This window comes from Streptomyces sp. NPDC002386, assembly GCF_053593175.1.
Map to the genome: position 1 here is coordinate 551527 of NZ_JBSFBX010000002.1, position 16031 is coordinate 567557.

21 protein-coding genes and 1 tRNA gene are annotated in these 16031 nt (G+C 71.7%); 4 read left to right on the top strand and 18 right to left on the bottom strand.

The window, feature by feature from the left end:
• Positions 1 to 63: 63 nt before the first annotated feature.
• Positions 64 to 534, bottom strand: a complete 471-nt coding sequence (locus tag ACWCPN_RS06645; RefSeq protein WP_451202883.1) for a PPOX class F420-dependent oxidoreductase — start codon at positions 532 to 534, stop codon at positions 64 to 66.
• Between the two features lie 205 nt (positions 535 to 739).
• Between ACWCPN_RS06645 and ACWCPN_RS06650 the strand changes: the two genes are divergently transcribed.
• Positions 740 to 1399, top strand: a complete 660-nt coding sequence (locus ACWCPN_RS06650) for an ANTAR domain-containing protein (RefSeq protein ID WP_451202885.1) — start codon at positions 740 to 742, stop codon at positions 1397 to 1399.
• Between the two features lie 79 nt (positions 1400 to 1478).
• On the opposite strand, the gene ACWCPN_RS06655 is transcribed toward ACWCPN_RS06650, so the two are convergent.
• The 3 genes from ACWCPN_RS06655 to ACWCPN_RS06665 all read right to left on the bottom strand — a co-directional run bounded on the left by ACWCPN_RS06655 (position 1479) and on the right by ACWCPN_RS06665 (position 5430).
• Positions 1479 to 2300: a YceI family protein gene (locus ACWCPN_RS06655; protein WP_365122108.1), complete on the bottom strand. Its 822-nt coding sequence runs from the start codon at positions 2298 to 2300 to the stop codon at positions 1479 to 1481.
• A gap of 103 nt (positions 2301 to 2403) precedes the next feature.
• The gene (locus ACWCPN_RS06660; protein ID WP_451202888.1) at positions 2404 to 4923 is read right to left on the bottom strand and encodes an MFS transporter; all 2520 of its coding nucleotides are present in this window, start codon (positions 4921 to 4923) and stop codon (positions 2404 to 2406) included.
• A gap of 9 nt (positions 4924 to 4932) precedes the next feature.
• On the bottom strand, positions 4933 to 5430 hold the full coding sequence (locus tag ACWCPN_RS06665) for a MarR family winged helix-turn-helix transcriptional regulator (protein WP_451202891.1): 498 nt from the start codon (positions 5428 to 5430) through the stop codon (positions 4933 to 4935).
• Between the two features lie 205 nt (positions 5431 to 5635).
• Here ACWCPN_RS06665 and ACWCPN_RS06670 point away from each other — a divergent pair, with 205 nt between their 5' ends.
• Positions 5636 to 5833 carry a hypothetical protein gene (locus ACWCPN_RS06670; RefSeq protein WP_199211147.1) on the top strand — a complete coding sequence of 66 codons (198 nt, stop codon included), beginning with the start codon at positions 5636 to 5638 and terminating at the stop codon, positions 5831 to 5833.
• A 77-nt stretch (positions 5834 to 5910) separates the two neighbouring features.
• Here ACWCPN_RS06670 and ACWCPN_RS06675 read toward each other — a convergent pair whose 3' ends face one another.
• The 8 genes from ACWCPN_RS06675 to ACWCPN_RS06710 all read right to left on the bottom strand — a co-directional run bounded on the left by ACWCPN_RS06675 (position 5911) and on the right by ACWCPN_RS06710 (position 10550).
• Positions 5911 to 6846: an RNA polymerase sigma factor SigF gene (locus tag ACWCPN_RS06675; protein ID WP_199211146.1), complete on the bottom strand. Its 936-nt coding sequence runs from the start codon at positions 6844 to 6846 to the stop codon at positions 5911 to 5913.
• Positions 6847 to 7158: 312 nt separating this feature from the next.
• Positions 7159 to 7995 (bottom strand): RNA polymerase sigma factor SigF, encoded by an 837-nt coding sequence (locus tag ACWCPN_RS06680; protein WP_365122348.1) that lies wholly within the window; start codon positions 7993 to 7995, stop codon positions 7159 to 7161.
• 175 nt (positions 7996 to 8170) lie between these two features.
• Positions 8171 to 8464, bottom strand: a complete 294-nt coding sequence (locus ACWCPN_RS06685; RefSeq protein ID WP_392293101.1) for a Dabb family protein — start codon at positions 8462 to 8464, stop codon at positions 8171 to 8173.
• 10 nt (positions 8465 to 8474) lie between these two features.
• Complete coding sequence (locus ACWCPN_RS06690; RefSeq protein WP_199211143.1) at positions 8475 to 8654, bottom strand: hypothetical protein; 180 nt, start codon at positions 8652 to 8654, stop codon at positions 8475 to 8477.
• A 188-nt stretch (positions 8655 to 8842) separates the two neighbouring features.
• Positions 8843 to 8927, bottom strand: a tRNA-Ser gene (locus ACWCPN_RS06695).
• A gap of 45 nt (positions 8928 to 8972) precedes the next feature.
• Positions 8973 to 9404, bottom strand: a complete 432-nt coding sequence (gene tadA / locus ACWCPN_RS06700) for a tRNA adenosine(34) deaminase TadA (protein WP_365122350.1) — start codon at positions 9402 to 9404, stop codon at positions 8973 to 8975.
• A 56-nt stretch (positions 9405 to 9460) separates the two neighbouring features.
• Positions 9461 to 9997 carry a tRNA adenosine deaminase-associated protein gene (locus tag ACWCPN_RS06705; RefSeq protein ID WP_451203052.1) on the bottom strand — a complete coding sequence of 179 codons (537 nt, stop codon included), beginning with the start codon at positions 9995 to 9997 and terminating at the stop codon, positions 9461 to 9463.
• 334 nt (positions 9998 to 10331) lie between these two features.
• A complete protein-coding gene (locus ACWCPN_RS06710) occupies positions 10332 to 10550 on the bottom strand; it encodes a hypothetical protein (protein ID WP_365122116.1) in 219 nt (72 codons plus the stop codon).
• A gap of 96 nt (positions 10551 to 10646) precedes the next feature.
• On the opposite strand from ACWCPN_RS06710, the gene upp reads away from it, so the two are divergent.
• Positions 10647 to 11282 carry a uracil phosphoribosyltransferase gene (gene upp / locus ACWCPN_RS06715; protein WP_199211140.1) on the top strand — a complete coding sequence of 212 codons (636 nt, stop codon included), beginning with the start codon at positions 10647 to 10649 and terminating at the stop codon, positions 11280 to 11282.
• An 11-nt stretch (positions 11283 to 11293) separates the two neighbouring features.
• On the opposite strand, the gene ACWCPN_RS06720 is transcribed toward upp, so the two are convergent.
• Both ACWCPN_RS06720 and ACWCPN_RS06725 read right to left on the bottom strand, forming a co-directional pair.
• Positions 11294 to 11908 carry a LytR C-terminal domain-containing protein gene (locus ACWCPN_RS06720; RefSeq protein ID WP_451203055.1) on the bottom strand — a complete coding sequence of 205 codons (615 nt, stop codon included), beginning with the start codon at positions 11906 to 11908 and terminating at the stop codon, positions 11294 to 11296.
• 121 nt (positions 11909 to 12029) lie between these two features.
• The gene (locus ACWCPN_RS06725; protein WP_004943146.1) at positions 12030 to 12326 is read right to left on the bottom strand and encodes a type II toxin-antitoxin system VapB family antitoxin; all 297 of its coding nucleotides are present in this window, start codon (positions 12324 to 12326) and stop codon (positions 12030 to 12032) included.
• Between the two features lie 115 nt (positions 12327 to 12441).
• Between ACWCPN_RS06725 and ACWCPN_RS06730 the strand changes: the two genes are divergently transcribed.
• Entirely contained in the window at positions 12442 to 13995 is a 1554-nt protein-coding gene (locus ACWCPN_RS06730; protein ID WP_451202896.1) for a helicase HerA-like domain-containing protein, read from the top strand.
• A gap of 17 nt (positions 13996 to 14012) precedes the next feature.
• Here the strand turns inward: ACWCPN_RS06730 and ACWCPN_RS06735 are convergent, their stop codons facing one another.
• From ACWCPN_RS06735 to ACWCPN_RS06750, 4 genes are all read right to left on the bottom strand, one after another.
• Entirely contained in the window at positions 14013 to 14138 is a 126-nt protein-coding gene (locus ACWCPN_RS06735; protein WP_392293104.1) for a hypothetical protein, read from the bottom strand.
• Positions 14139 to 14183: 45 nt separating this feature from the next.
• Positions 14184 to 14507, bottom strand: coding sequence for a hypothetical protein (locus ACWCPN_RS06740; protein WP_392293105.1), 324 nt, complete (start codon positions 14505 to 14507; stop codon positions 14184 to 14186).
• 77 nt (positions 14508 to 14584) lie between these two features.
• Positions 14585 to 15253 (bottom strand): HdeD family acid-resistance protein, encoded by a 669-nt coding sequence (locus tag ACWCPN_RS06745; RefSeq protein WP_199211139.1) that lies wholly within the window; start codon positions 15251 to 15253, stop codon positions 14585 to 14587.
• Between the two features lie 61 nt (positions 15254 to 15314).
• A complete protein-coding gene (locus ACWCPN_RS06750) occupies positions 15315 to 15917 on the bottom strand; it encodes an HhH-GPD-type base excision DNA repair protein (protein ID WP_365122126.1) in 603 nt (200 codons plus the stop codon).
• Between the last annotated feature and the right edge of the window lie 114 nt (positions 15918 to 16031).

Here is a 16031-nt window from a genome sequence, read left to right on the forward strand (position 1 = left end):
GACCGGCCGGCCGCCGTGCCGGGAGACCGGGCCGGCCCGCCGCCGACGGACCGCGGGCCCCGGCTAGTCGTCCTCCGCCAGCCGCGCCGGGAATCCGCCGGTCGCCACCGGGCCCCAGCGCTCCGGCGTCACCCGGATGATCGACTTGCCCTGCTTGCGCATCGCCTCGCGGTACTCGTCCCAGTCCGGGTGCTCACCGGCGATGTTGCGGTAGTACTCGACCAGGGGCTCCACCGAGTCGGGAGCGTCGACGACCTCGGCCGTGCCGTCGATCTGGACCCAGGGCCCGTTCCAGTCGTCGCTGAGGACGATCAGGCTGACCCGGGCGTCCCGCCTGGCGTTGCGGGTCTTGGCGCGCTCCGGATAGGTGGAGGCCACGATCCGGCCCGAGTCGTCCACCCCGCAGGTGAGCGGGGAACCCTGGGGGCTGCCGTCGGTCCGGCGGGTGAGCAGGACGGCGCGGTGCCTGGGGCGTACGAAGTCCAGCAGTTCGGCCTGCGATACACGGGTGTTCGTCGCGATGTTCGGTGCCATGGACGCAGCCTAGGGCGAGCGGGGCCCGGTCAGCCTGACCCTGTCGGGCACAGGATCATCCAGGCGTCACTTCACCGCAACGGAGCAGCTAAAGTGCAGATGTCGTGTGCTCGCAGTCAGGAATGTGCTGCGGAGCTCTCCTGAGCATGGCCGTAAGGCCGTGACACCCGAGAGGTTCGTGGTGGCTTCCCCTGACTTTTTCGACGTGACCCGTTCTCCGGCCGGCCTGGAGCTGGCGGAGGCGCTCACGCTGGCGGCTCGTCAGCTGCACGAGACCACCACTCCGCAGGCCACGCTGCACACCGCCGTCCGGCTGGCCGTGGAGCTGCTGCCCGGCGCCGAGCACGCCGGCGTCCTGGAGATCGACCGGGGCGAGGGCCGCCGTACGGTCGCCTGGACCGACGACATCGTGCGGGACGCCGAGGTCCCGGAGCTGCCGCACTGGGAAGAGCTGTGGACCTCGCCGGTGGTTCGGCTGCCCGACGACGCCGGGACCGAGGGGGGACCGCTGCCCGACCTCGGGCTGCGCTCGGTGCTGTCGCTGCGGCTGCGCGCCGACCGGCGCCGGCTCACCGTGCTCACCGCCTACTCGGGCAAGCCGCGCGCCTTCGACGACACCACCGCCCGCCTCGGCCGTCTGTTCACCGCGCACGTCAGCCTCGCCCTGAACTCGGTGACCGTCCAGGAGCAGCTCACCGAGGCCATGCACACCCGGGACCTGATCGGCCAGGCCACCGGGGTCCTGATGGAGCGCCTCGACATCGACGCGACGGCGGCCTTCGAGAGCCTGGTCCGCGCCTCCCAGCGGGAGAACGTCAAACTGCGTGACCTGGCCCGGCGCATCGTCGGCGCCACCGACAACTGAGCCCGCCGGCGGCCGAGCCCGGCCACGACGACGGCCCGCCGCCACTCGCGAAGTGGCGGCGGGCCGTCGGCCGTTGCGGTCAGGCGGCGGGCAGTGCCCCGCCCTGGACCGCCTGGATGTCCAGCTCGACCCTGAGGGTCGTGCCGATGGCGGCGATGCCCGCCTGGAGGACCTGGTTGTAGTTCATCGCGAAGTCCTCACGGTGCAGTTCGGCGGTCGCCCGGAAGGCCGCCCTGGTGCCGCCCCACGGGTCGGCGCCGGTGCCGAGGTAGGCCAGGTCCAGGTCGACCGGCCGCACCACGCCGTGCATCGACAGCTCGCCGTGCACGGTCCAGCGGTCCGGACCGGCCACCGTCACGCCCGTGGAGCGGTAGGTGATCTCCGGGTGCCGCTCGACGTCGAGGAAGTCCGCGGACCGCAGGTGCGTGTCCCGCATGCCGTTGCCCGTGTCGACGGACGCGGCCCGGATCACCGCCTCGACGCGGGACTTGGTGACGTCGTCCGGAGCGATCTCGATGGTCCCGCCGAACTCGGTGAACCTGCCGTGCACACTGGAGATCCCCAGGTGCTGGGCGACGGCGGCGACGGAGGAGTGCGCCGGGTCGATGGTCCACGGTCCGGGCGGCGGCAGCTCGGTGCCGCCCTGCCGGGCCAGTGTGACGGTGCCGACCTCGGCCCGTCCGCTCGCGGTGACGATGGCGCTGGCGGCGGCGGGCGCGTAGCCGACGGCGGTCACGATCACCGTGTACGCCCCCGGCGCCAGCTCGGTGACGTCCCGTACGGCGCCCTCGGTGTCCGCCTCGGCACGCAGCACCTGTGTTCCGGTCGTGTCGGTCATCGTGACGACCGCGTGCGACACGGCCCATCCGTCCCGGGTACGGATCCTCGCGGTCAGTCCCATCCCGTCTTCTCCCTGAAAAGCCAGATAAATCGGTCGTATGAAACCGGCCCGTGACGGGCGCGTCTCCGCTCAAGTCGCGCGCCGTCACGGGCCGGGGATCGAACTACTCGCCGGGGTGGGCGAGTTCGATGTCGTGGCCGTCGACTCCGGTGCCGTGCACCGGCAGGGCCGTCGCCACCGGCGGGTAGCCCGTCGCGATGACGGTGTAGTCGCCGCCGTCCAAGTCGGTGAAGGCGTACGCCCCGTCCGTCCCGGTGGTGGCCGTGCCGACCACGTTGCCCGCCTGGTCGACCAGGGTCACGCGGGCGTCGGCCAGCGGACCGTGCGGGGCCCGCACGACACCCTGCAGCCGGGCGCCGGCGTCCAGGTCGACCTCGATCCGGGTGACCCCGGCCGTGGCGACCTCGACCGGCAGCGCGCGCGGCCGGAAACCGCTCGCGTTGACCGCGACGGTCACCGCGCCCGGCACCAGGTCGGTGAAGGCGAAGTCGCCCTGCTCACCGGTGGCGGCGGTGGCCAGCAGGTCCCCGCGCACATCGGTGACGATCACCATCGCGTCCTTGACCGGCAGCGCGCTCCCGGCCGAGCGGACCACACCGGTCAGCCCGCTGGTGCCGCTGAGCAGGATGTCGTAGGACAGCGGCTCCTCGCCCACCACGATCGTGGAGGCCTGCGGCTGGAAGCCGTCGGCGGAGGCGATCAGGACGTACGAGCCGGTGCCCGGCGCGTCCACCGCGTAGGAACCGTCGGCCTGGGCGACCGAGCGGCCGAGCTGGCGGCCGGACAGCGAGATCAGCGTGACCGCCGCCTGCGGGACCGGGGCGCTCTCGGCGCCGCGGACGAATCCGTGCACCGGGGTGCCGCCGCCGGTGGCCGGCTCCGCGACCGTGGCGACCGCGGTCACCTGCTGCGCGGCGGCCGCCGGGGCGGTGCCCTCGGCCGCGGTCCCGGTGGTCGCGGCGACCGCGGCCGGGACGGCCTGCGCCTCGGCGACGACCGGGGCGGCGGCCGGGTCCACGGCCGGAGCCTCGGCGTCCGCGGCCTGCGCCAGCGCACCCTTGGTCTTCAGCGGGACCTCCTTGATGAACAGCGTGATCAGGAAGGCGACGGCGGCGAGGGCGGCCGCGATGTAGAAGACGTCGGCGATGCCGTGGCCGTAGGCGCTCTCCAGCAGCGTCCGGATGGGCAGCGGCAGCTTGTCCATGTCCGGGATGGTGTCGGTGGAACCCGAGCCGGCCATGGCGGCCTGGTACTTGGGGCTCAGGGACCCGATGCCGTCCATGACGTAGTGGGTGATCCGGTGGGCCATCACCGCGCCGAGGGCGGAGACGCCGACCGCACCGCCGAGGGAGCGGAAGAAGGTGACCGTGGAGCTGGCCGAACCGAGGTCCGTGGGCGCCACCTGGTTCTGCGTGGCGAGGACCAGGTTCTGCATCATCATGCCGATGCCGAGACCCAGCAGGGCCATGAAGATGGCCATCTTCCAGTAGTCGGTGTCGTACCGGATGCCGCCCAGCAGGGCCAGGCCGGCCGTCACCAGGAGGCCACCGCTGACCAGCCAGCCCTTCCAGCGGCCGGTGCGGGTGATGAACTGACCCGACACGGTCGAGGAGATGAACAGGCCGCCGATCATCGGGATGGTCAGCACGCCCGACATCGTCGGGGACTTGTCGCGGGCCAGCTGGAAGTACTGGCTGAAGAACACGGTGCCGGTGAACATCGCGACACCGACGAACAGCGAGGCGAGCGACGCCAGCGTGATGGTGCGGTTGCGGAACAGGCGCAGCGGGATGATCGGCTCGCTCGCCTTCGCCTCGACGAGGACGAAGAGCGCGCCGAGCACGACCGAACCGCCGACCATGGCGTAGGTCTGCCAGGACACCCAGTCGTACTTGTCACCGCCGAAGGTGACCCAGATCAGCAGCAGGGAGACGGCCGCGGAGATGAAGAACGCGCCGCCCCAGTCGACCTTGACCTCGCGCTTGACCACGGGGAGGTGCAGGGTCTTCTGCAGCACGATCAGCGCGATGACGGCGAACGGGACACCGACGTAGAAGCACCAGCGCCAGCCCAGCCAGGAGGTGTCGGTGATGACACCGCCGAGCAGCGGGCCGCCGACGGTGGCGACGGCGAAGGTGGCGCCGAGGTAACCGGAGTAGCGGCCCCGCTCACGCGGGGAGATCATCGCCGCCATGACGATCTGGGCCAGGGCCGACAGACCGCCGACGCCGATGCCCTGCACCACGCGGCAGGCGATCAGCATGCCGGGGTTCTGCGACAGGCCGGCCGCCATCGACGCGACGACGTAGATGACCAGGGCTATCTGGACGAGCGCCTTCTTGCTGTACAGGTCGGCGAGCTTGCCCCACAGGGGAGTGGCCGCGGTCATCGACAGCAGGGCGGCCGTGACCACCCAGGTGTAGGCGGACTGACCGCCGCCGAGGTCGCCGATGATCTCCGGCAGGGCGTTGGAGACGATCGTGGACGACAGGATCGCCACGAACATGCCGAGCATGAGCCCGGACAGGGCCTCCATGATCTGCCGGTGGGTCATCGGGGCGTGACCTGTGCCTCCCCCGTGCTTGGCGTGAGCCCGCACACCGGCTGGTGTGGTCGTTGCCATGGGCTTCCTTTACTTCGTGTTCGCGGGTGTACGGGTGGTCTCTTCGACTACGGGCGCGGGGATCCGGACCGGGGTCGAGCGACAGTCGCCGAAGGACGCGCGCAGGCGCGCCATCAGCTTGATGAGCTGGCCGACCTCTTCGTCGGTCCAGTCGGCGAGCCGCTCCTCCAGCAGACGCGTGGTCCGCCGGGACAGCTCGTCCAGCTGCTCCAGGCCGTCGGACGTCAGGCGCAGGATGCGCGAGCGCTTGTCCGCGGGGTCCGGGTGCCGTTCGATCCAGCCGCGCGCGGCGACGTGCGCGACATGCCGGCTGGTGACCGACATGTCCACGGAGAGCAGCTCCGCGAGCTTGCTCATGCGCATGTCGCCGTGACGGCCGAGCAGGGTCAGCACGGCGGCCGAGCCGGCCGGGCACTCGGACGGCAGGATCCGTCCCAGGTCCCGTTTCACGGCTCCGAAGGCGCTGAACTGACGCACCAGCTCCTCGTACTGCGTCTGCTCGGCCATCACACCTCCCGTATTCGTTGCTTAGGGCAACCATAGAGGAGGTTGGTTGCTGCAGGCAAACAACCAGGAGTCCGCGGGCGCAAAAACTTGGCAAAGGCAAGTATTGCGATCGTAAATATGCTGGTCGGAGTGGCCGCCCGCACCCCGTCTGTCCCGGTGGCCCCCCACTTGGGTCGCACCACCGGATTCGCTAGTGTCTCGGGCCATGGCTAACACCCAGGGCCCCCAGGGCAATTACGACCCCGCAGGCAGCACCCAGATGTTCCGCGCGTTCGTCGACGAGGGCCCCCAGGGCCGGCAGCAGCAGCAGCCGGCCTCCTCCGGGCCCCGGGTCGGTCTGATCATCGGCGTCGTGGCGGCCGTGATCGTCGTCGCCGCCGTCGCCTGGCTCGCGCTCAAGTAGGACACCCGGCCGCCCGGGCACGGGAAGGCCGCCGACGCTGCCGCAACGGCGCCTCGGCGGCCCTGTCCGCGTGCCCGTCAGTCCGAGATGAGGCCCTCCCGCAGCTGGGCCAAGGTCCGGGTGAGCAGCCGGGAGACGTGCATCTGGGAGATGCCGACCTCCTCGCCGATCTGCGACTGGGTCATGTTGGCGAAGAAGCGCAGCATGATGATCCGGCGCTCCCGGGGCGGGAGCTTGGCCAGCAGCGGCTTCAGGGACTCCCGGTACTCCACGCCCTCCAGCGCGCTGTCCTCGTAGCCGAGGCGGTCGGCGAGGGAGCCCTCGCCGCCGTCGTCCTCGGGGGCCGGGGAGTCGAGCGAGGAGGCGGTGTAGGCGTTGCCGACCGCGAGGCCGTCGACCACGTCCTCCTCGGAGACGCCGAGCGCGGCGGCCAGCTCCGTGACCGTCGGGGAGCGGTCCAGCTTCTGGGACAGCTCGTCGCTGGTCTTGGTGAGGGCCAGGCGCAGTTCCTGGAGCCGGCGCGGGACGCGCACCGACCACGAGGTGTCGCGGAAGAAACGCTTGATCTCACCCACGACCGTCGGCATCGCGAACGTCGGGAACTCCACGCCCCGTTCGCAGTCGAAGCGGTCGATCGCCTTGATCAGGCCGATGGTGCCGACCTGGACGATGTCCTCCATCGGCTCGTTGCGGGAGCGGAAGCGGGCCGCCGCGTAGCGCACGAGGGGGAGGTTGAGCTCGATCAGGGTGTCCCGGACGTACGCCCGCTCGGGGCTGCTCTCGTCCAGTGCGGCGAGCCGCAGGAACAGGGACCGGGACAGGGTCCGGGTGTCGATGTCCGCCGTGACCGGCGGGGCCGGGACAGGGGCGGCGGCCGGGTCGGCCTGGGCCGGCACGGCATCGAGGGCCGTGACGCCCTCGATGCCGTCGAGGACGTCGAGAGCGTGGAGCTCCTTGGGCGCTGCCTCGCTCGTGGGCGTGAGGACCTTCGAGCTGCCTTGGTCTGCGGACATGCCACCCCCTTTGGGTCGCGGGACGGTCGCGGCGGCGCTGCCTTTCGAGCAACGCAGCCTTCACCTGAATACCGGCGCCGGAGCCCCGGCAAACGCGCTTCCCGCAGAATGTCACATGTCGGCAACACGCTGTAGTGACATGTCGACATGCCAGCTGTGAATCGGCCCTGGAAAGAAGGGGTCTGACGGCCTTTCGGCGCACAACTGTCGGGAACCGCCCTGGCGGGCGATTCGCTCTCAGCGGTGAGTGATCGATCCCGCTTTCGATCCGCCGTGGGCTGGCGTTTTCCGGAGTGTGCTCCTGTGCGCCGGTTATGCCTCGATGCGATTCGCGGATCGCAGCCGCTGGAAGCTACGCGCGAGTAGCCGGGACACGTGCATCTGGGACACACCGAGTTCCGCGCTGATCTGTGACTGGGTCAGATTGCTGTAGTAGCGCAGCAGCAGGATTCTCTGTTCGCGTTCGGGGAGCTGGACCAGGAGATGGCGGACCAGGTCGCGGTGCTCCACGCCGTCCAGGGCCGGGTCCTCGTAGCCGATGCGGTCCAGCAGGCCGGGCATTCCGTCGCCCTCCTGCGCGGCCTCGAGCGAGGTGGCGTGGTACGAGCGTCCCGCCTCGATGCAGGAGAGCACCTCCTCCTCGCTGATCCTGAGCCGCTCGGCGATCTCGGCGGTCGTCGGGGAGCGTCCGAAGGCCGTGGTGAGGTCCTCGGTCGCGCTGTTGACCTGCACCCACAGCTCGTGCAGCCGGCGCGGTACGTGGACGGTGCGGACGTTGTCCCGGAAGTACCGCTTGATCTCGCCGACCACGGTCGGCATCGCGAAGGTCGGGAACTGCACCCCCCGCTCGGGGTCGAAGCGGTCGATGGCGTTGATCAGCCCGATGGTGCCGACCTGGACCACGTCCTCCATCGGCTCGTTGCGGGAGCGGAAGCGGGCGGCCGCGTAGCGCACGAGCGGGAGATTCGCCTCGATCAGCGCCCCGCGCACCCGGTCGTGCTCGGGCGTGCCCGGGGTCAGGTCCTTCAGTTCGGCGAAGAGCACCTGGGTCAGGGCGCGGGTGTCGGCGCCGCGGCGCTTCTCGGGGGCCGGAGGGGAGGGGCTGGGCACCTCGTCCTGGGGCGGCGCAGTACTGGCCGACACGGTCAACGCCACCTCTTCATCGGTCAGTCATCCGTCAAAAGCGGTCATAGCATCACAAGACATGTGCACTGTGTGCAAGCACCGTATAACGCCGTGTTGTGGCCGGATGGCGCCCAGTTCGGGGTCCAGGACGCGAAGAAGCCCCCCATGCTTCCCATGGGGGGCTTCGGGTGCGCGCGGGTCAGAACTCGTAGTCGGCGATCACCCACGTGGCGAACTCCCGCCACAGCGCCACGCCGGCCTGATGGGCCGGGTGCTCGAGGTAGCGCCGCAGCGCGTCCTGGTCCTCGACCGCCGAGTTGATCGCGAAGTCGTAGGCGATGGGCCGGTCGCTGATGTTCCAGGCGCACTCCCAGAACCGCAGCTCCTCGATCCGGCCGCCGAGCGCCCTGAAGGCCTCCACGCCCGCCACGACCCGCGGATCGTCGCGCTCGACGCCCTCGTTGAGCCTGAAGAGGACCAGGTGACGGATCATGGGGTGTACCTCAGCTCTGTGCTCCGTTGGCGACCCAGGTCATGAAGTCGCCGATGGCCTTGGCCGCGTCCGATATGCCCTCGAAGCCTATCTGGACGTAGTCGGCCGCCTTGGCCGGGTCGGTGATGATCACGTACAGCGCGAAGACCGCGAGCACGTAGACGGCGATCTTCTTGGCGTTCACCGCCACCGCGGCCTCCCCTGTACCTGCTGCGACTCTTGGTGCCCTGTTGTCGGCGGTGAGTTTATCCGTCCGCTCGTGTGTTCCGGCCGGGGAATTGTGTGCGAGTCGTGGCGGACCGGAACGCGGGCCGGGCCGAGGGGAGTTGGAAAAACCGCGAGAGGCCCGGTCCATGGGACCGGGCCTCTCGTTCGGAGCGGTAGCGGAGGGATTTGAACCCTCGGTGACTTGCGCCACACTCGCTTTCGAGGCGAGCTCCTTCGGCCGCTCGGACACGCTACCGAGGGAGACCCTACAGCAAGGTGGGGCATGGTTTGAAATCGGAATTCAGCGGTCCCGGAAGAACTCCGTGAGGAGCCGGGCGCAGTCCTCGGCGAGGACGCCCTCGACGACCTCGGGGCGGTGGTTGAGCCGCCGGTCGCGCACGACGTCCCACAGCGAGCCGGCCGCTCCCGCCTTCTCGTCCCGGGCGCCGTAGACCACCCGGTCCACCCGGGACTGGACCAGCGCGCCCGCGCACATCGTGCAGGGCTCCAGCGTGACGACCAGCGTGCAGCCGGCCAGCCGCCACTGGCCGAGCTTCGCGGCGGCCCGCCGGAGCGCGAGGACCTCCGCGTGCGCCGTCGGGTCTCCGGTGGCCTCGCGCTCGTTGTGCCCGGCGGCCAGCACCGTCGTGCCGTCCGGGGACAGCAGGACGGCGCCGACGGGGACGTCGCCGCCCTCCACCGCCAGCCGGGCCTCGTCCAGGGCGAGCCGCATCGCGGACCGCCAGGGACCGCGCACCGGGTCGGGTGCGCCGTCGGTGTGCTCGGTGCTCAGCGGACGGTCTCCAGCACCTCCGAGGCGCCCAGGGCCTCGGCGATCGTGCCCAGCGCGTCCTCGGCCTCCAGGGTGCGCAGCTCCTTCTCGCCGATACCCAGGTCGTCGAGGATCTCGCTGTCGCCCACCGGGCTGTGCGGCACCGCGTCCGCGGCGGCGCCGTCCGTGTCGTCCTCGTCGTCGTCGGACTCGCCGTCCTCCGTGCCGTCGAGGTCCAGGGCATCGAGGTCGGGGCCGTCGTCCGCGCCCGGCTCCCGCCCCAGCAGCTCATCGGTGAGCAGCAGCTCGCCGTAGGCGCTGCGGGCGGCGGCGGCCGCGTCCGAGACGTAGATGCGAGGGTCGTCCTCGCCGTCCACGCGGACGACACCGAACCAGGAGTCCTCCTGCTCGATCAGGACGAGCACGGTGTCCTCCTCCGGGGAGGCTTCCCGGGCCAGGTCGGCGAGATCCGACAGGCTCTCCACATCGTCGAGCTCCGTGTCGCTCGCTTCCCACCCGTCTTCGGTGCGCGCGAGCAGTGCGGCGAAGTACACCGTGACTCTCCCACTGGTCATAGGCGTGCCGGTTGGGGGTCCCCCCGGCGGAGGTCTCTGGGCGGGGTGGATACGGGCTCCGGGCCCCGCCCATTCGGAATCGTGGCAGAAACAAGGCGCCCAGGGGACGTCTTCGGCTCCCTGTGTCCGTCAGTTTCGATCGTGGATCCGTCACCGGCCCACGTGTGCGTCCGTTGCCGCCACCTGCGGATCGTACGCGGCCCCACCGGCGCCGCCGCACGTCCACCCGGGCAACACCGGTGCGTTCACCGGTCTTTCCCACCGGCTGTCTTCCCACCGGTCTCTTCCCACCCGACCGTACGCCGGAATCCCCCTACCAGCGGAAGGTTCGCATCCGCATGGCGTGGCGCAGCCGCGCCGCCTTCGCCCGCCGGGGCTGGACGCGGTCGCGCAGCGCCCGGGCCTCGGCGAGGTCGCGCAGGAACTGGGCGCGGCGGCGCCGGCGCTCGGCGTCCGACTCGGGCCGCCGGGGGCCTGTCGCGCTCCCGGCGTCCACGGCGGCGTCGGTCTCATGATCAGGCAGGTCAGGCACAGTCACACCACCCCGGGTCCGTCCCTCCCACTTTCCCTCGGACGGGCGGTTTGATGCCAGCGCGGAGTGCGGCCGAGCGCGGTTACTGTTAGGGACATGCGTCTCCACGTCGTCGACCACCCCCTGGTCGCTCACAAGCTCACCACGCTGCGCGACCAGCGCACCGACTCCGCGACCTTCCGCCGGCTCGCCGACGAACTGGTCACCCTGCTCGCCTACGAGGCCACGCGGGACGTGCGCACCGAGGCCGTCGACGTCCAGACGCCGGTCGCCCGGACCACGGGCGTCAAGCTCGCCCGGCCGCGTCCGCTGGTGGTGCCGATCCTGCGGGCCGGTCTCGGCATGCTGGACGGCATGGTCCGGCTGCTGCCGACCGCCGAGGTGGGCTTCCTGGGCATGATCCGCAACGAGGAGACGCTGCAGGCCTCCACGTACGCCTCGCGCATGCCCGAGGACCTCTCGGGCCGCCAGGTGTACGTCCTCGACCCGATGCTGGCGACCGGCGGCACGCTGGTCGCGGCGATCCAGGAACTGATCAAGCGCGGCGCCGACGACGTCACCGCCGTGGTGCTGCTCGCCGCGCCCGAGGGCGTCGAGGTCATGGAGCGGGAGCTCGCGGGCACCCCGGTCACGGTCGTCACGGCGGCCGTCGACGACCACCTCAACGAGCACGGCTACATCATCCCCGGCCTCGGGGACGCGGGCGACCGGCTGTACGGCGCGGCCGAGTAGGGCGGTCCCGCTCAGCAGCCGTTCTTCGCCGCGGCGGTCGTCCGCTTCGGTTCGCTCAGCCGGGCCAGGGCCTGGTCGGCGGCCGCCCGCTGCGTCAGGCCGCCGAACTTGTCACCGATGACCAGATCGAGGCCGGCCCCCTTGCGGCCGGCCTCGGTCCGCCGCTCGGCGCCGGCCAGCTGGGTGGCGAGCACCGGCAGCGAGGTGTCCAGCGCGGAGGCGGGACCGAGGAGCACTCCGGCGCCCTTGACCTTCTTGTCCAGCTCCTTGGGCGCGTTGCCCACGTCGCCGATCTTGAAGCCGCGCTTCTTCAGCTCGTCCGCGGTGGCCTTGGCGAGGCCGCTGCGGGTCGTGGCGTTGTAGACGTTCACGGTGATCGTGCGGGGCTCGGGCAGGGCCCTGGCGGGCGCGGCGGAGGCCTTCGCGACGGGGCACTCGGCCTTGGTGCCGCCCGCGGTCGACTTCTCGCCGCCCCCGGTGAAGACGTCGATGAGCTGCAGGGTGCCCCAGCCGATCAGGCCGAGCGCGGCTACGGAGGCCACCGCGGCGGCCGCCAGCCTGCCGCGCCGCCGGGGAGGGCGCATCCGAGGGTATTTGTCCCCCGTGATCCGGTACTGGCCGCCCATGCCGGGAGGAGTCAGCATGCTCATGAGCGCAGCGTAGTGTGCCTGAGCGGCGATGCCTATTAGATGATCACCAGATGCAGCACAGCGGAACCCGAAAGGGGCAACCGGCGTGTCGTGCGGGTCAGTCGAGTTCGAGCACGCGTGCGTGCAGCACCTGGCGCTGCTGGAGCGCGGCGCGCACCGCCCGGTGGAGGCCGTCCTCGAGGTACAGGTCGCCCTGCCACTTCACGACGTGGGCGAAGAGGTCGCCGTAGAAGGTCGAGTCCTCGGCCAGCAGGGTCTCCAGATCGAGCTGCTGCTTGGTGGTCACGAGCTGATCGAGGCGGACCGGGCGCGGCGCGACGTCCGCCCACTGCCGGGTGCTTTCCCGGCCGTGGTCGGGGTACGGCCGGCCGTTTCCGATGCGCTTGAAGATCACACGGAAAGCCTACCGGTCCAGACGTTCCGGGCGCAGCCATGGCGCCGCAGTGCGACGCTGGAATTGCCGGAGCGAAGACGCTCATAACGGGTGCTATCGGAGACAGGGGCCGTGCATGGGTGACAGTGAGACGCTCCCTGCCGACGCCGAGCGCGTCCGCGCCGGATACGCCTTCACCGGCCCCGCCCTCGATCTGGGCGCCCTGCTCTGGGACGGACGGTGCCTGCCGCGCGCGCCGGTGCGCATCCCGCTGCCCATGCTCAACCGGCACGGGCTGGTCGCGGGCGCCACGGGCACCGGCAAGACCAAGACGCTCCAGCTGATCGCCGAGCAACTCTCCGCGCAGGGCGTGCCGGTGTTCCTCGCGGACATCAAGGGTGACCTCTCCGGCATCTCCCGGCCGGGCGTGTCGAACGACCGGGTCCAGGGGCGCGCGGCCGAGGTGGGCCAGAGCTGGACGCCGGCCGGTTTCCCCGCGGAGTTCCTCGCGCTCGGCGGGCTCGGCCACGGCATCCCGGTGCGGGCCACCATCACGAGCTTCGGGCCGGTGCTGCTGTCCAAGGTGCTCCGGCTCAACCAGACCCAGGAGCAGTCCCTCGGCCTGATCTTCCACTACGCCGACACCAAGGGCCTCGAACTCGTCGACCTCAAGGACCTCAGGGCCGTGGTCGCCTTCCTGACCTCGGACGAGGGCAAGGCCGAGCTGAGGGACATCGGCGGGCTGTCCACCGCCACGGCCGGGGTGATCCTGCGCTCGCTGACCGCCTTCGAGGCGCAGGGCATGGCGGACTTCTTCGGCGAGCCGGAGTTCGACACGGCCGAGCTGCTGCGGACGGCGCCGGACGGGCGGGGCGTCGTCTCCGTCCTCGAACTCCCCGCGGTCCAGGACCGGCCGCAGCTCTTCTCCACCTTCCTGATGTGGCTGCTGGCCGACCTCTTCCACGACCTGCCCGAGGTGGGCGACGCCGACCGGCCCAAGCTGGTCTTCTTCTTCGACGAGGCGCACCTGCTGTTCAGCGACGCCTCCCGGGCGTTCCTGGAGTCGATCACGCGGACCGTGCGCCTGATTCGCTCGAAAGGGGTCGGCGTCTTCTTCGTCACCCAGACCCCGAAGGACGTGCCGTCCGACGTCCTCGGCCAGCTCGGCAACCGCGTCCAGCACGCGCTGCGGGCCTTCACGCCGGACGACCATAAGGCGCTGAAGGCGACCGTGAAGACCTTCCCCGACTCCGCCTACGATCTCGAGGAACTCCTCACCGGCCTCGGCACCGGCGAGGCGGTGGTGACCGTGCTCAGCGAGACCGGTGCCCCCACCCCCGTCGCCGCGACCCGGCTGCGCGCCCCGGAGTCCCTGATGGGCCCGGTGGACGGGCCGGAGCTGGACCGGGCGGTGCGGGAGTCCGCGCTGCACGGGCGTTATGCACAGGCTGTGGACCGCGAGTCGGCGTACGAGCGGCTGAGCGAGCGGCCGGCGGCCGGGGCGCCGGAGCCGGGCCGGGCCCGGGAGACCGCGCGGGGCCCGGAGACGAAGGCGCCGAAGGACGAGCAGTCGCTGGTCGAACAGGTGGTGGGCAGCGGCATGTTCAAGTCGCTGGCCCGCTCGGTCGGCACCCAGATCGGCCGCGAGATCACCCGCTCCCTGTTCGGTACCGCACGGCGGAGGCGCTGACCGCCTCCGCCGGCCGATCAGCGTCCTTCCTCCTTCGCCGGCCCCGGTGGCCGCTGGTTCGTGTCCTCGGGCCGGGGCGGCGCGCTGCGTCTGGCCTCCGCGCGCAGCAGGGCGCGCAGGACCGCGTACGGGTCTGTGGGCATGGTCGTTCCTCGCCTGGAGCTGACTGGACCGGGGGGCGGGACCGGTCAGCAGCGCAGGACCACCGTGCGCAGCAGGCAGACGGCGGCGCCCGGCGCCCGGGGCGCGGCCGGGCACGGGGGCGCCGCCGCGCCGGCGGGCGCCGGGCCGGGCAGGGGCGAGGGGCGTTCGGGGGCCCCGGCCGGGCGGGAGACGCGGGCGGGCGGCCGCGGCAGGGTGTCCAGGTGGTCGTGCTCGGAGGCGGCGGCCGACGCGGCCGGGGCGGGCGCCGGCTGGGCCTGCACATGGGCGCCGGGCACCCACACCGCCAGGAGCAGCACGAGCACCCGCAGCCAGGTTCGGCTGCGGGGGAGGCGCGCGGTCCTGCTCACACCGGGTCTGTGCCCGCCCGGCCGCCCCGGCGCATCGCGTTCCGCCCGGGATACGCCCGTTCGGCGTACCGACGGCCTCACACCGTGCGCGGGACCTGGCGGGCCATGCCCCGGACGCGGATCGCGGTGACGATCTCCACGATGCCGACGATCACCAGCCACCAGCCGGCGACCAGGGTCAGCACGGCGACCGAGGTGAAGGGCGAGTCGATCAGCACGATGCCGGCGACGAAGGTGACGATCCCGAGGAAGATCTGCCAGCCCCGGGCGGGCATGCGGGAGTCGGAGGCGGCGGCCAGGGTCTGGGTGATGCCCCGGATCAGCCAGGCGATGCCGATCCACAGGGCGAGCAGCAGGGACGACTGCATCGGGCCGCGGAAGCAGAACAGGCCCAGCAGGATCGACAGCGCGCCGCTGATGAAGGCGAGCACGCGCAGCGAGGTCCGCTGGTGGGTGCCGAAGGCGGCGGCGAGCTGGAAGACGCCGCTGATGACGAGGTAGATCCCGAACAGCACCCCGGCGACCAGCAGGGAGGGGCCCGGCCAGATCAGCACCACGACGCCGAGGATCAGCGAGGCGATCCCGGTGCCGAGGACGACCTGCCAGGCGGCCCGGGAGAGGGCGTGCAGGGGTCCTTCGAGGGGAGGTTCGGGCTCGTGGTGTCCCTGCGGGGCGTGGCCCCCGTGGACGCTCCGGTCGTCGTACTCACGGTCCCAGGAGGGACCACCGCTGGGTGCCTCGGTCATGGTTCATGCTCGGATCGTCCCGGGCGGCGCCGCCACCCGGGCGGGACCATCCGGCTGAGGGCTACTCGCCGGCGGTCTTCGCCGCCTTGGCGGCCTTGGCCGCCGCCTTCGCCTCCTGCTTGTGCGCCCGCACCCTGGCCAGCGACTCGGGGCCGGTGATGTCGGCGACGGACCGGAAGGAGTCCGCCTCCCCGTACGCCCCCGCGGCCTCCCGCCAGCCGGCGGGCCGCACGCCCAGCTGCTTGCCGAGCAGCGCCAGGAAGATCTGCGCCTTCTGCCGGCCGAACCCGGGCAGGTCCTCCAGCCGCTTCAGCAGGGCGGCCCCGTCCCCGGCGTCCCGCCAGACGGCCTCGGCGTCGCCGTCGTAGTGCTCGACCAGGTACTGGCACAGCTGCTGGATCCGCTTGGCCATCGAGCCCGGGTACCGGTGCACGGCGGGCTTCTCGGAGAGGAGCGCGGCGAACGCCTCCGGGTCCCTGGCCGCGATGTCGTGGGCGTCCAGGTCCCGGGCGCCCATCCGGCCCGCGATGGTCGCCGGGCCCTTGAACGCCCACTCCATCGGGACCTGCTGGTCGAGCAGCATCCCGGTCAGCGCGGCGAGCGGGCTGCGCCCGAGCAGCGCGTCGGCCTCGGGGTCCTGGGCGAGGTGCACTGTCGCGTCCATGGGTCGATGGTGCCCCGGCGGCGACGGCTTCGCGCGACGGGGCTCCCCGAACCCCGAGAACGCCGCCGCACGGGGCCCGTGGCACCCGTGCGGGGCGGCTCTGTCCGGGCGGCC